At 70.4% G+C, this 13,444-nt stretch carries 13 protein-coding genes; 8 read left to right on the top strand and 5 right to left on the bottom strand.

What is annotated here, in order from left to right; translation table 11 throughout:
• The first annotated feature begins 110 nt into the window (after positions 1-110).
• From lepB (ABD658_RS13275) to ABD658_RS13240, 8 genes are all read left to right on the top strand, one after another.
• Positions 111-818 carry a signal peptidase I gene (gene lepB / locus ABD658_RS13275; RefSeq protein WP_344680922.1) on the top strand — a complete coding sequence of 236 codons (708 nt, stop codon included), beginning with the start codon at positions 111-113 and terminating at the stop codon, positions 816-818.
• Entirely contained in the window at positions 808-1,587 is a 780-nt protein-coding gene (lepB, locus tag ABD658_RS13270; RefSeq protein WP_344680924.1) for a signal peptidase I, read from the top strand. Before lepB (ABD658_RS13275) ends, lepB (ABD658_RS13270) begins: the two co-directional genes overlap by 11 nt.
• A complete protein-coding gene (locus tag ABD658_RS13265; protein WP_344680926.1) occupies positions 1,587-2,288 on the top strand; it encodes a ribonuclease HII in 702 nt (233 codons plus the stop codon). The genes lepB (ABD658_RS13270) and ABD658_RS13265 overlap by 1 nt, the downstream gene beginning before the upstream one ends.
• Before the next feature lie 150 nt (positions 2,289-2,438).
• Entirely contained in the window at positions 2,439-2,849 is a 411-nt protein-coding gene (locus ABD658_RS13260; protein WP_344680928.1) for a YraN family protein, read from the top strand.
• Complete coding sequence (locus ABD658_RS13255) at positions 2,846-4,447, top strand: YifB family Mg chelatase-like AAA ATPase (protein WP_344744762.1); 1,602 nt, start codon at positions 2,846-2,848, stop codon at positions 4,445-4,447. Before ABD658_RS13260 ends, ABD658_RS13255 begins: the two co-directional genes overlap by 4 nt.
• Positions 4,444-5,904: a DNA-processing protein DprA gene (locus ABD658_RS13250; RefSeq protein ID WP_344680933.1), complete on the top strand. Its 1,461-nt coding sequence runs from the start codon at positions 4,444-4,446 to the stop codon at positions 5,902-5,904. The genes ABD658_RS13255 and ABD658_RS13250 overlap by 4 nt, the downstream gene beginning before the upstream one ends.
• Positions 5,905-5,925: 21 nt before the next feature.
• On the top strand, positions 5,926-6,966 hold the full coding sequence (locus ABD658_RS13245) for a tyrosine recombinase XerC (protein WP_344680935.1): 1,041 nt from the start codon (positions 5,926-5,928) through the stop codon (positions 6,964-6,966).
• Positions 6,967-7,273: 307 nt separating this feature from the next.
• Positions 7,274-7,777: a DUF3145 domain-containing protein gene (locus ABD658_RS13240; protein WP_070161423.1), complete on the top strand. Its 504-nt coding sequence runs from the start codon at positions 7,274-7,276 to the stop codon at positions 7,775-7,777.
• 229 nt (positions 7,778-8,006) lie between these two features.
• Here ABD658_RS13240 and fabF read toward each other — a convergent pair whose 3' ends face one another.
• The 5 genes from fabF to ABD658_RS13215 form a co-directional block, all read right to left on the bottom strand.
• Positions 8,007-9,251, bottom strand: coding sequence for a beta-ketoacyl-ACP synthase II (gene fabF / locus ABD658_RS13235; protein WP_085437108.1), 1,245 nt, complete (start codon positions 9,249-9,251; stop codon positions 8,007-8,009).
• A 120-nt stretch (positions 9,252-9,371) separates the two neighbouring features.
• The gene (locus ABD658_RS13230; RefSeq protein ID WP_070161425.1) at positions 9,372-9,617 is read right to left on the bottom strand and encodes an acyl carrier protein; all 246 of its coding nucleotides are present in this window, start codon (positions 9,615-9,617) and stop codon (positions 9,372-9,374) included.
• Between the two features lie 144 nt (positions 9,618-9,761).
• Complete coding sequence (locus ABD658_RS13225; protein WP_344744778.1) at positions 9,762-10,766, bottom strand: beta-ketoacyl-ACP synthase III; 1,005 nt, start codon at positions 10,764-10,766, stop codon at positions 9,762-9,764.
• 136 nt (positions 10,767-10,902) lie between these two features.
• Positions 10,903-11,841 (bottom strand): ACP S-malonyltransferase, encoded by a 939-nt coding sequence (locus tag ABD658_RS13220; protein ID WP_344680940.1) that lies wholly within the window; start codon positions 11,839-11,841, stop codon positions 10,903-10,905.
• 103 nt (positions 11,842-11,944) lie between these two features.
• The gene (locus tag ABD658_RS13215) at positions 11,945-13,120 is read right to left on the bottom strand and encodes a PucR family transcriptional regulator (RefSeq protein WP_344680942.1); all 1,176 of its coding nucleotides are present in this window, start codon (positions 13,118-13,120) and stop codon (positions 11,945-11,947) included.
• Positions 13,121-13,444: the final 324 nt, after the last annotated feature.

The raw sequence follows: 13,444 nt of genomic DNA, 5'->3' as shown, positions 1-13,444 counted from the left end.
GGTCCGATGTCCGACGAGCCGATCGGGCTGCGCCCATGTCGTCATCTCCGAACCCCGAGTCTCCCGGCACTGCCGATGAGGCTCGGGGTTCGTCGTCTGCTCAGCGACGCGTGAGGCTCTGGCATCTGATGCTGCTGACCGTGCTGGCGGCCGTGCTGGCCACCACGGCGGTGCGCACCTGGGTGGTCGACGTCTACACGGTCGACCAGAACTCGATGCAGCCCACCCTGGACGACGGCGAACGGATCCTGGTGGACCGCTCTTATCCGGGAAGTTCGGGTGCGGACCGTGGGGACGTCGTCGTCTTCGACGGCACGGGTTCCTTCACTCCGTACCAGGCAGACCATGGTGCGCTCGTGGAGCTGGCTGAGAGGGCAGGTCACTGGTTCGGCATCGGGTCGCCCCCACAGACCTATGTGAAGCGCGTGATCGGCGTCGGCGGCGACACGGTGGCCTGTTGTGACGAGCAGGGGCGTGTGACGGTGGACGGCGAACAGCTCGAGGAGCCCTACCTGGGGTGGCGTCCCAGCCCCGAGGAGCCGGCCTCCGAACAGTCCTTCGACGTCGAGGTGCCCCCGGGACGCCTGTGGGTCATGGGCGACAATCGCGACGAGTCGGTGGACTCGCGAGCCCTGCTCGGGGCTCCGGGCGGCGGTATGATCAGCGAGGATCGGCTGATCGGCCGCGCTACCGATGTCTTCTGGCCCTGGAGCGCGCGGCGTGACCTCGCCGAGGACAGCACGTCCGCAGCGGACCCGCATCCCCTGCTGGGATCCGCCGACGACCACGAACGCCAGGAGGGCACGGATGAGCAGTGAGGACGAGCCGCGCGGCGTGTCCGAGGAGCCCGCTTCGGGTGAGGGGACGGGAGGTCCGGACCGGCCCGGGGCCGACGGTCCGCAGGAGCGCCGCCGGCTGCGGGATCGCAGTCCGGCCGCCGCCTTCCTGGTCGAGATCGCGACCATCGTGGTGCTCGCGCTGGTCATCTCCTTCGTGGTGAAGACCTTCCTGATGCGGGCGTTCTACATCCCGTCGGAGTCGATGGAGTCGACGCTGGAGGTCGATGACCGCATCGTGGTGAACCTGCTGGCACCGGAGGTCATGGACGTCGAGCGGGGAGACGTCGTGGTCTTCGAGGATACGCGCGGATGGTGGGGTGCCGCGGAGGCCGCCGACACGACGGCGCTGCAGGACACACTGATCTTCCTGGGCCTCATGCCTGACACCTCGGCGCACTACGTGGTCAAGCGGGTGATCGGGATGGACGGCGACGAGGTGGAGTGCTGCGACGACTCCGGCAGGATCAGCGTCAACGGCGAACCCATCCACGAGCCGTACCTGTTCCCCGGAGACGCCCCGAGCCAGACTGAGTTCTCCGTGACGGTGCCGGAGGGTCACGTCTGGCTGCTCGGTGACCACCGATCGGCCTCGGCGGACTCGAGAGCTCATGTGCAGGATGGTGACATGGGAGCGGTGCCGCTCGACGACGTCATCGGCCGCTCGACGGCGATCATCTGGCCCTGGGACCGGTGGGCCGGTGGCGGGTCGGACCGCGACCCCTTCATCGAGGTGCCGGAGGCGCCCTGATGCCGGAGAACGCGACGCTGCTGCCGGAGCTGGCCCTGGCCTCGTCGATCGGTGCGCGCTACGTCGCCGGAGTGGACGAGGTGGGCCGTGGGGCGTTGGCCGGGCCCGTGACCGTCGGCGTGACGGTCTTCGACCTCTACGAGCCTGGACTTGAGTACTGTCCCACGACGGGCGTGGTCGAGGGGCTCGACGGGGTGCGAGACTCGAAGCTGCTGACCGCCGCAGCTCGGCAGCGATGGGCTCCGGTGGTGCTCGAACGGGCAGCCTCGTGCAGCGTCCAGCACCGAGAGGCCGCCCGCATCGACCAGATCGGCATCACGGCGGCGCTCCGCGAGGCGGGCCTGGCGGGCCTGGACGAGGTGGAGAACTCGCTGGGGCTCGCCGTCGACGCGGTCATCCTCGATGGCTCCCATGACTGGCTGACGGGCGGGGCGTCCCCGCGCGTCCATCCTCTGGTGAAGGCTGATGTCAAGGCCCTCTCCGTCGCGTCGGCCAGTGTGGTGGCGAAGGTGCGCCGCGATGCCCTGATGGCGGACCTGGCGCAGCAGCACCCCGGCTACGGCTGGGAGTCGAACCGCGGCTATGGCTCGGCGGCCCACCGTGCAGCCCTGGTGGAGCGGGGGCTGACCCCTCAGCATCGGCGCTCCTGGAAGCTGGTGCCGGAAGGGCATTCCCTCCGGGACGCCGCCCTCCGCCGGTGACTCGGGCCGGCACGTGGCGTCTTCCGTTCCTCCACAGGAGCGACCGGTGGGCTGACGACACGCCCAGCCCTCCACAGACCGCGTCGCGGAGCTCGTGGGCTTTTCGGCGGCGGGGCAGAGTGGTGCGCACCGAGGAAGGGAGCACCACAGATGGAGATCACTCCGTCGCGGCACCAGCACCAGGCGCCGCCGAGCAAGGACGAGCTGGGACTGCTGGGGGAGGAGCACGCGGAGACGCACCTGGTCGCGGCCGGCCACATCGTGCTGGACCGACGCTGGCGCAGCCGCCACGGTGAGCTGGACCTGATCACTCTCGACGACGGCGTCCTGGTGGCCGTCGAGGTCAAGACCCGCCGTGGCCGTGGCTGGGGTCATCCGTTCGAAGCCGTGACCCCGGTGAAGCTGCACCGGCTGCACCGGCTGCTCCGCGAGTACGCCGCTCAGCACAGCGGCGTGCGGGTGCCTCTGCGTGTGGACGCCGTCTCGGTGCTCTTCCCCGCCGAGCGCGACACCGCACTGGGTGTGCCGGAGATCGAGCACCTGGAGGACCTGCGGCCATGAGCATGGGACGCGCCCGCTCGGTGGTGCTCGTGGGAGTCCAAGGGCACCTGATCGACGTGGAGGCCGACATCGGCCAGTCGCTGCCGGCCTTCATCCTCTTGGGGCTGCCGGACGCATCGCTGCGGGAGAGCCAGGACCGCATCCGGTCCGCGGCGAAGAACTCCGGACTGGACCTGCCCACCCGGCGGCTGACCGTGAATCTGCTGCCTGCTTCTCTGCCGAAGTCCGGCTCAGCCCTGGATCTGGCGATCCTGATGAGCGCGTGGGCGGCCGACGGGTTGGTTGCAGGCACCGACGACGTGGTCTTTCTGGCTGAACTCGGTCTGGACGGCCGCCTGCGCCCGGTGCGAGGCGTTCTGCCTGCGGTCGCGGCTGCCGCGCGGGCCGGGGCGGTGCGTGTGGTGGTCTCCCGACAGAACGCGGCCGAGGCCGCGCTGGTGCCCGGCATCGAAGTCTGGGCCGCGTCCCATGCCTACGAGGTTGCCCAAGGCTTCGCCGTGTCCGGACGGCGGGATCGCGGCGTCGCCGGCGTGGATCCACGCCGTCTTCCGGTGGACCCGGATGTGGTGATGGACCGCCACACCGGCAGCGCCGCGGCGGACCAGGACGTGGAGCCGGGACCCGAAGCCCTGCCCGATCTCGCAGAGGTCCGTGGGCAGCCCCAGGCACGGTTCGCGCTGGAAGCGGCCGCCGCCGGTGGTCACCATCTCCTCCTCATGGGTGCACCCGGCGCCGGGAAGACCATGTTGGCGGAACGACTGCCCGGCGTCCTTCCACCGCTGGGCGACGATGAGGCGATGGAGGTGACCGCCATCGGCTCGGTGGCGGGGCCGACGGGACCTGTCACGGCCCTGACACGACGTCCTCCCTTCGAAGCGCCGCATCACAGCGCCAGCACGGCGGCGATCGTCGGCGGCGGCTCCCGGCTTCCCCGCCCGGGCGCGGTGACGCGGTCCCACCGGGGCGTCCTGTTCCTCGATGAGGCGCCGGAGTTTCAACGCTCCACCTTGGATGCCCTGCGTCAGCCTTTGGAGACGGGGGCGGTGACTCTGCACCGATCGGCGGGCACCGTCACGTATCCCGCGCGTTTCCAGCTGGTCATGGCTGCGAACCCGTGTCCATGCGGGATGGCTGTGGGCACCGGGCGGGACTGTACCTGCACGGTGCTGCAACGCCGGTCCTACCTCGCGCGGCTCTCTGGTCCGCTGCTGGACCGCATCGACCTGCAGGTCCAGGTGGAACGGCCTCGATCCGCCGCCATGGCCCTGGCGGAGCCCGGAGAGAGCTCCGCCGAGGTGCTGCGGCGTGTGATGGGGGCTCGCGGCGCCCAAAGGGAACGGCTCGCCCCCTGGGGCTTGAGGACGAACGGGGACCTCCCGCTGCGGCTGCTCACCGGACCGCTGCGGCTGGCACCCGCCAGCACCCGGGCGCTCGATGCGAGCCTGGATCGGGCGGTGCTCTCGCTCCGCGGCTATGTCCGGGTGCTCCGGCTGGCTTGGACGCTGGCCGACCTCGCCGGCCAGTCCTGCCCAGGGACCGAGGAGGTCGATGCGGCGATGCAGCTGAGGCAGACCGCGGAGGAGAGGAGGGCGGCATGAACGGGGCCGTCGGACAGGACCGCGGGCGACCTGCTGTCGAGGAGGATCTGCTCCGGGTGCGGGCCGAGCTGAGTCGCCTGGTCGAACCCGGTGACGCACTCGCCGGGCTGCTGGTCGCTCATCTGGGGCCGGTCGAAGCCCACGCCCTGATCATGTCGGAGGCAGATCCTGGGGCGACGCTGACCACTCAGATCGGGGAACTGGGGGCACAGTCCGGGCTCGGTGCGAGACAACGCGATCTCCATGCTGGGCTGGCCCGTTGGCGCACTCGCCGGAGGCAGGCCCAGGGGGCGCGTGATCTGGAGACCATCTGGAGGTTCGGAGGGGGCCTTACTGTGCCGGAGGACCCATGGTGGCCCAGTGAGCTTGAGGATCTCGGCGGGGCCGCGCCGCTGGCGCTATGGCATCGTGGCGCCGGGCCGCGCAGCGAGGCTGCATGGGGCCGGCTGCCGCGTCTGCCCCGTCGGGTCGCCGTCGTCGGTTCGCGGGAGGCGAGCGACTACGGGCTGCGGGTCACAGCCGAGATCGTCGAGGACCTGGTGGGCCACGGTGTCTGCATCGTCTCCGGAGGGGCCTACGGCATCGATGCCGCCGCCCATCGTGCCGCGCTGCGCCGCGACGGTGCGACGCCGCACGGTCCGGCAGGCCCGACAGCGGATGGGGCGATCCTCAGAGGTGCCGAGGCGGCCGCTCCGACCGTCGCGGTCCTCGCAGGGGGTCTGGACCGATTCTATCCCGCAGGCAATGACTCTCTCCTGCGGGCGGTCGGGGAGCACGGCCTGCTGGTGAGCGAGATGCCGCCCGGTGGGAGTCCGACCAGACACCGCTTCCTGCACCGGAACCGGTTGATCGCTGCGCTGACCGCGGCGACGGTCGTGGTGGAGTCCCGATGGCGGTCCGGGGCGCAGAACACGGCCCACCACGCCTTGGGGCTCGGTCGACCGGTCGGTGCTGTGCCGGGCAGTGTGCATGCGGCGAGCTCCGCAGGCTGTCACCGGCTCCTTCGCGAGACCCCCGCCGAACTGATCACAGATGCCGCTGACGTCGTCAGCCTCATCGCTGAGGTGACCCCGACAGCCACCAGCGACGGGCCTGCGGATCCGCGCATCGGAGGACTCGACCAGCCGAGACTTCCGCTGCCGGAACGGTCGGGTCCCACGGTCTCCGTGCGCACAGCGGGCGATCGGGGCGGCCGAGGGCAGGACGCCGGGGACAGTGGAGCCCCGGGGGAGCGCGCGAGGATCACGGAGGTGCTGGATGGCCTGGACCAGACCGACAGGCTGCTGTTCGATGCGTTGCCGCTGCGGCGGCTCAGCACCGCCGGAAAGCTGTCGGAAGTGGCGGGACTGCCCATGCCGCAGGTGCTGGGCGGGCTCACCCGGCTCCAACGGTGCGGCCTGGCGCGGGAGTCGGGCGGCCGCTGGGGGCGGAGCCACGGTGTGCCGCCGACGTCGTGATCGCACCGATAGACTGCCGACATGGAGGACAGGGACGATCCGGCCACAGGCCGGAGAGCCAGACCGCCGGGCGGCAGTCCGGACGGCGACCTCGCGCGCGTGCCCGCCGACGATGCCGTGGGTGCCGTCGATGCCGCGGATGCCGAGCAGGACGCCCTGCTCCGGGACTACCTGACCCATCTGAGCGCAGAGCGGGGACTCTCGGCGCACACTGTGCGCTCGTACCGCACTGACCTTCGTCAGCTTCGGCAGGCCGTGGGTCCACTGGCTCGGCTGGACCTGCTCCGTCTGCGCACCTGGCTGGCGGACCTCCACGACGCCGGTCTCGGACGGGCGACCGTGAACCGCAAGATCGCGGCGGTCCGCAGCTTCACCGCGTGGGCGCACCGTCGTGGTTCCCTGCCCGAGGACCCCTCAGTGCGGCTTCGGACCGCGCGGACGGCCCGCCGCCTGCCGGACGTCCTGCAGGACCGTCAGGTGGATGAGCTGATCACCCGGCTCACCGAGCGGTGCCGGGACACTGCGGAGCGGCGCGCGGAAGCCCCGATCGACCACGCCGTCGCCCTGCGGGACCTCGCCATGGTCGAGCTCCTCTACGCGACCGGCATGCGTGTGGCGGAGCTGGTCGGGCTCGACGTGCCGTCGTTCGCCGCCGATCGCCGGATGGTCCGCGTACTGGGCAAGGGGGACAAGGAACGGATGGTGCCCTACGGCGTGCCCGCCGAGCAGGCCGTCGAAGCCTATCTGGAGCAGGGGCGCCCGCGTCTCGTCACGGAGGGCTCCGGGCAGGCCGTCTTCCTGGGACGTCGCGGGGCGCGCATCGACCAGCGCACGGTCCGTCGGGTGGTCGATGTTCTGCTCGAAAGCCTCGGCACCACGGCGGCCCGGGGTCCTCACGCGCTGCGTCACAGCGCCGCCACCCATCTGCTCGACGGTGGTGCAGATCTGCGGACAGTGCAGGAGCTGCTGGGACACGCCTCCTTGTCGACCACTCAGCTCTACACCCACGTCTCCGTCGAAGGCCTGCGTGCTGCCTATGGACAGGCGCATCCTCGGGCCTGAGCCTGCGCGGCGTCCTGCCGGAGCGTGAGCGCCCGCCACAGGTGACCGGGGCGAGGGATGACGAGACACAGCCCTCACAGATGGTGTCGCGGCGCACGCTCACCTGTTAAGCTGTCCACGGAGTCCAGGCCGCTCGGCCAGCGTTCGTCAGAGCGCAGGCGTTCGGTCGGCCCTGACTCCACTTGGCAGATGAGTCGTCGCTCATGCACAATTGTCGAGTCACAGCTTCATACTGCAGATGCACTCATCCGGTGCCGCGCTGTCGGTCGTAGGGGAAGACGTACCAACAGCACAACGGAGGATGGATATGTCTGCACACACGGCCCGGGGTGTCCTGCACATCCACTCGGCGCCTGCTGCGCTCTGCCCGCATGTCGAATGGGCGGTGTCGTCAGTGGTGGATGCGCGAGTGGACTTCCAGTGGGAGCCCCAGCCCGCCTCGCCCGGCACGTTCCGCGCCGAGCTGAGCTGGCGCGGCACCCAGGGGGTCGGAGCCACGTTGGCCTCCACCCTGCGGAGCCTGGCGCAGCTGCGCTTCGAAGTCACGGAGGATCCCAGCCCGGGCTGTGACGGCAGCCGCTGGTCCCACACTCCGGAACTCGGGATCTTTCACGCCACCACCGACGTCCACGGCAACATCCTGGTCTCCGAGGACCGGATCCGCTATGCCTATGAGATGGGGGCCGGCGACCCCTCTGTGGTCTATCAGGAGCTCTCGCTGGCTCTGGGTGAGGCCTGGGACGAGGAGCTGGACCCCTTCCGCCACGCGGCCGAGGGCGCACCGGTGCGTTGGCTGCACCGCGTCGGCTGATCGGCTGACGCCTGTCGGTCCGGTGGAGCCCTCCTCCGTCCACCGCCGACGTCTGAACCTGCCGCTGAATCGCCTTCGGGCGATCGCTTCCCACGCGGCACCGCTTCCCACAGCGTGACAGAAGGGCGGTCTGTCCAGGATCAGAAGATCCTGGGCAGACCGCCCTTCGTACGTCCTGCGAGATCCCCGGTGGGGAACGCTCAGAGAACGATCGGAGCCGAGGCTGCGATCAGACCGTGCGGAACGCCACCACCGAATTGTGCCCGCCGAAGCCGAAGGAGTTGCACAGGGCGACCTGATCGCCGGCCGGCAGTTCACGCGCTTGCCCGGTGACCACGTCCAGCGGCATGTCTGGGTCCTGGTTCTCGAGGTTGATGGTGACGGCGGCCTTGCGGTCGTGGAGAGCCAGCACGGTGAGCAGGGACTCCACGGCACCAGCGGCGCCCAGCAGGTGACCGGTCTGGGACTTGGTCGCCGAGACGCAGACCTCGTCGAGGCGATCCCCCAGGGCCGACTTCAGCGCCGTGTACTCCGGCTTGTCGCCGACCGGCGTCGAGGTGGCGTGGGCGTTGACATGCGTGACGTCCTCCACCGAGGCGCCTGCGTCGGCCAGCGCCTTGCGCAGTGCCCGAGTCGCCCCCATGGCCTCAGGGTCGGGTGCGGTGATGTGGTGAGCGTCAGAGGTGACGGCGGCTCCGGCCAGTTCGGCATAGATGGTGGCGCCACGGGCCTTGGCATGCTCCTCGGTCTCCACCACCAGGGCACCGGCGCCTTCACCCATGACGAAGCCATCGCGGTCGACGTCGTAGGGGCGAGACGCCGCGGCAGGGTCGTCGTTCCGGCGGGAGAGCGCCTGCATCGAGGAGAACGCCGCCAGCGGAAGCGGGTGGATGGCGGCCTCGGTGCCGCCGGCCATGACGACGTCGGCCTCGCCCTCCCGCAGCATCCGGATGGCCATCTCCAGGGCTTCGGTGCCCGAGGCGCAGGCCGAAACGGCGGTCCGAGCGCCGGCCCGGGCGCCCAAGTCCAGGCTGATGGCCCCGGCGGCGCCGTTGGGCATCAGCATCGGCACGGTCATGGGCATCACGCGGCGAGGCCCGCGTTCACGCAGGGTGTCCCACGAGTCGAGCAGGGTCCACACACCTCCGATACCGGTGGCGAAGGACACCCCGAGGCGTTCTGGATCGACGTCGGCCTCATCCAGGCCGGCATCCTTCCACGCCTGACGGGAGGCGACCATGCCCAGCTGCGTGGAGCGGTCCATGCGCCGGGTCTCGGGCCGGGCGAGCACTTCCGCGGGCTCGACCTGGACCTCGGCTGCGAAGGTGACGGGGAGCTGGTACTGCTCGACCCAGTCGTGCTCGAGGGTCTTGGCGCCCGGCGTGCCGGTCAATGCGTTCTTCCACAGGGTCGGCACGTCGCCGCCGATGGGTGTGGTGGCGCCGAGGCCGGTGATGACGAGACGGCGTGTCATGGATCTACCTCTGGTCAGTGGTGGATGGTGGGTCTTCAGTCGGGAGCGGGCCGGCGCACGGCCCGAGATCGTCGGGACCTGCGGCGCCTGCCCGCTCCCCGGACACTGAGGCCGGGCAGGTCAGCCCTTGGCGTCGGCGATGAAGGTGACGGCGTCGCCGACGGTGGAGAGGTTCTTGACCTCTTCGTCGGGGATCTTCACGTCGAACTTCTCTTCGGCGTTGACCACGATGGTCATCATCGAGATCGAGTCGATGTCCAGGTCCTCCGTGAAGGACTTCTCCAGCTGGACCTCTTCGGTCTCCAGTCCGGTCTCCTCGTTGACGATCTCAGCCAGGCCAGCGAGGATCTCGTTCTTGTCAGCCACGGGGCTGCTCCCTTCTGTTCGGTCGTACGAGTCGCTCGTACGGTGTTCTGGTGTGTGCCTCAGGTGTCCCTGACGCTGTCGGCCTGGCCGGGCGGCTGTGCGACGCCACGACCAGGACATCTGTGGTGGTCCTCCGCGCCCGGGTCAGGGCAGGCGGACGACCTGGGCGCCGTAGACGAGCCCGGCGCCGAAGCCGATCTGCAGGCACAGCCCGCCGGAGAGCTCGGGGTTCTCCTCCAGCAGCCGGTGGGCGGCCAGCGGGATGGACGCGGCGGAGGTGTTTCCCGCATCGGCGATGTCGCGTCCGACGAGCACGTGCTCCGGGAGCTTGAGCTGCTTGACCATCTCGTCGATGATCCGGATATTGGCCTGGTGCGGCACGAAGGAGGCGAGATCCTCGGCCGTGATGCCCGCGGCGTCGAGGGCCTTCTGCGCGGTCTTGGCCATCTCCCAGACGGCCCACCGGAAGACGGTCGGTCCGTCCTGCCGCAGAGTGGGCCAGAGGGTGGTCTCCGGATCCAGCAGCTCACCGGCGTCGCCGGTCTCCCGAGCTCGCGCCAGCGCGTCGCGCAACGGGATCAGCGAACCGTTCATCGACACGGAGTCCCACTTCTCGCCGTTGGAGCCCAGCAGGCTGGGGGAGATGCCCGGCGTCTCGGCCGGGCCGACGACGGCCGCGCCGGCACCGTCTCCCAGGAGGAAGGAGATGCTGCGCTCATGGTTGTCGATCACGTCGGAGAGCTTCTCGACGCCGATCACCAGGACATGCTTCGCGAGTCCGGAGCGGACGAAGGAGTCGGCCTGGGCGATGCCGTAGCAGTAGCCGGCGCAGGCCGCGGAGATGTCGAAGGCCGCCGCCGGGGTGGAGCCGATCCGGTGGGCGACCGCGGCGGCCGCTGAGGGCGTCTGATAGGGGTGCGTGACGGTGGCGACGATGACGGCTCCGACGTCCTCGCCGGTGAGTCCGGCCTTCTCCAGGGCTCCCCGGGCCGCGCCCTCTGCCATGTCCACCACGGAGACGTCCGCGGCCGCACGGTGGCGGGTTCGGATCCCGGTGCGCTGGCGGATCCATTCGTCGGAGGAGTCGATCCACTGGCAGATCTGCTCGTTGTCGACGATGACATCCGGGCGGTAGGCGCCCATGCCCATCACCTGGGTGCCGGCGACGGTCTCGGTCTGATTGAGTGTGGCTGTCACGGAAGCTGTCCTTGCTGTGAATCGGCGCTGCCGGAGGGCAGCTGCGGGGATCGGGGCGCGGCTCGGCGCATCGGACGGTGAGTGGGGCTCAGGCGTGGTCGGCGACGAACGTCCGGGCGGCGTCGAGGTCGTCGGGGGACTTGACGGCCAGAGCGGCCACACCCTTGAGGCCGCGCTTGGCGAGCCCGGTGAGAGTGCCGCCTGGAAGAAGCTCCAGCACACCGGTGACGCCGGCGGCCTTCATGGACTCCATGCACAGGTCCCACTGCACGGGACGTGTGACCTGTTCCACGAGTCGGTCCAGGATCTCGCCCCCGGATGCGACGGCCTGGCCGTCGCGGTTGGAGAGCAGACGTGCCATCGGGTCCTGCACCGAGAAGTCCGCCACGGCGGCGGCCAGAGTCTCCTGGGCGGGGGCCATGTGCTGGGTGTGGAAGGCGCCGGCCACCTTCAGCGGGATCACCCGGGCGCGCGCCGGGGGCTCAGCCTCCAGGGCCGCGATCCGGTCGGCCGTGCCGGCTGCCACGATCTGTCCGGGGCCGTTGGCGTTGGCGGCGGTCAGGCCGTGGGCCTCGATGCTCTCACGCACCTGGTCCTCGACGCCGCCGAGCACCGCCGCCATGGAGGTCGCCTCCGCGGCGGCCGCCTGTGCCATGCCCTGCGCGCGAACTCGGATCAGGCGCAGCGCCTGCTCCGCGCTGAGTACTCCGGCCAGGGCGGCGGCCGGCACCTCACCGACGGAGTGGCCGGCGAAGAGCAGCTGGTCGGTGTCCACAGCCTCGGGGGTGTGACCGGGGGTCAGGCCCAGGGCGCGCGCCGACAGCAGAGAGGCGGCGACGATGAGGGGCTGGGCGAGTGCGGTGTCGCGGATGGTGTCCTCGTCGGACTGGGTGCCGTGGAGGACCAGGTCGGTCTCCGCGACCTCCGACCATTCCTGCAGCGTCTCGCGGGCGGAGTCGTCCTCGAGCCACGGCGAGAGGAAGCCGGAGGACTGGGAGCCCTGTCCAGGGCAGATGATCGCTAGCACACTACCAACCTTCCATATCGCAGCTGCTCGGAGCGGGGCATGGGTGGACCAAGCTCTCCGGGGACCTTTGTGGGGTCTCTACAAACCGGAGGCCAGGACGAGTCTACAGGCGTCCGACGGCCAGAGCGGTCTGCAGCACGTACGCGTCGCGCGGCTCCGTCGGGTCCCAGCCCGTGATGTCTGTGACGCGGCGGAGCCGATACCGCACGGTGTTCGGGTGGACGTAGAGCGCGCGGGCCGTCCCCTCCAGCGACCGGCCGGCGCTGATGTATGCCGTCACGGTCTCGAGCAGACCGTTGCCGGCAGCGGCCAACGGCATGAAGGTCGCCTCGCGGAGCATCTGCCGGGCCGTGTCGTCCCCGGCCAGCGCACGTTCCGGGAGGAGGTCGTCGGCAGCCACCGGATTCGGGGCCAGGGTCCAGGCCGGGGCGGCGCTGTGTCCGGAGTAGGCGGCCTGGGCGCAGCGATGCGCCTGCTCGATGGAGCTGGAGATGCGCGAGTAGACCACGTGCCCCTCGCCGAAGCTGGACATGATGCGTTCCAGACCCCCATCGAGGTCGGTCACGCCGCCGAGCAGCAGGACCAGCCTGTCGCCCTGGACGCCGACCACCGCATCCGCCGCGAAGCGCACGCACTGCCGCCTCAGGTGGCTCATGAAGGCGGCGTCCGCCTGGTCGGGCGCGGGTCCGACCACGACGACGACTCCCGACGAGCTGCGCCAGCCGACGGCGGAGGCGCGGGAGGCGATCTGCTCTCCGGCCTCACCGCGCAGCACGGCGTCGACCAGCAGGGCTTCGAGGCGCGAGTCCCAGGCGCCGCGGGACTCGGCGGCACGGGCGTAGACGTCGGCGATGGCGAAGGCCACCTCACGCGAATAGCGCAGCACGGCTTCGAGCATGCCCTGCTGATCGTCGGCGGGCACCAGGCCGGGGAGCCGATGCTCCACCGCTTCGACGATCGTGCGGATCAGCTGCAGGGCACGCTGGAGCGAGATGGTCCGCATGAGGTCCTGCGGCGCGGAGCCGAGGAGCTCGTTGACCAGGGGCAGGGAACGTGTCTGCGGGTTGTCCAGCCAGTTGACCAGGCCGAGGATGCCGCGTTGGGCGATCAGCCGCAGGGAGGCGCGCTCGTCGGTGGTGAGCTGGCGGTACCAGGGCAGCGTGCCCTCCAGGTGGAGGTTCACCGCCGTGGTGAGGTGGTCGGTGTGCCGCCGCAGGACCTCCAGGGAAGCCTCGGAGACCCGGGCGGGTGGAGGCAGCTGAGGGGCGGAGGCGGTCATGGGCCCTGAGCCTAGTCGGTCAGAGATGTGACCGGCCAGTTGTGCCTCTCCTACAAAAACAGGCGTCGACGGGCCCGGAGCCGAACACGGATCAGGGGCCGCTCGACCGGTATGCGGTCGCGCGGCCCCTGATCTGCGGGACGGGCCTGTGGGGACGTCAGCCTCGGCGGCGTGCCTCCGTGTCCTCGGTCCTCAGCCCAGGTGATGGACCTCAGTCCAGGTGATGGTCCTGGGCTCAGGCATCGCCTCCTGTGGACCCAGAGGTCCCAGCATTGGGATCACAGAGCTGGTACTTCTCGATCGCTTCCTCCGCCAGGCCTGGGT

This window comes from Nesterenkonia aethiopica (genome assembly GCF_039534665.1).
GTDB classification, from domain to species: domain Bacteria; phylum Actinomycetota; class Actinomycetes; order Actinomycetales; family Micrococcaceae; genus Nesterenkonia; species Nesterenkonia aethiopica.
Note: the sequence above shows the minus strand (reverse complement) of the source record. Positions and strands in the feature narration are given on the sequence as shown.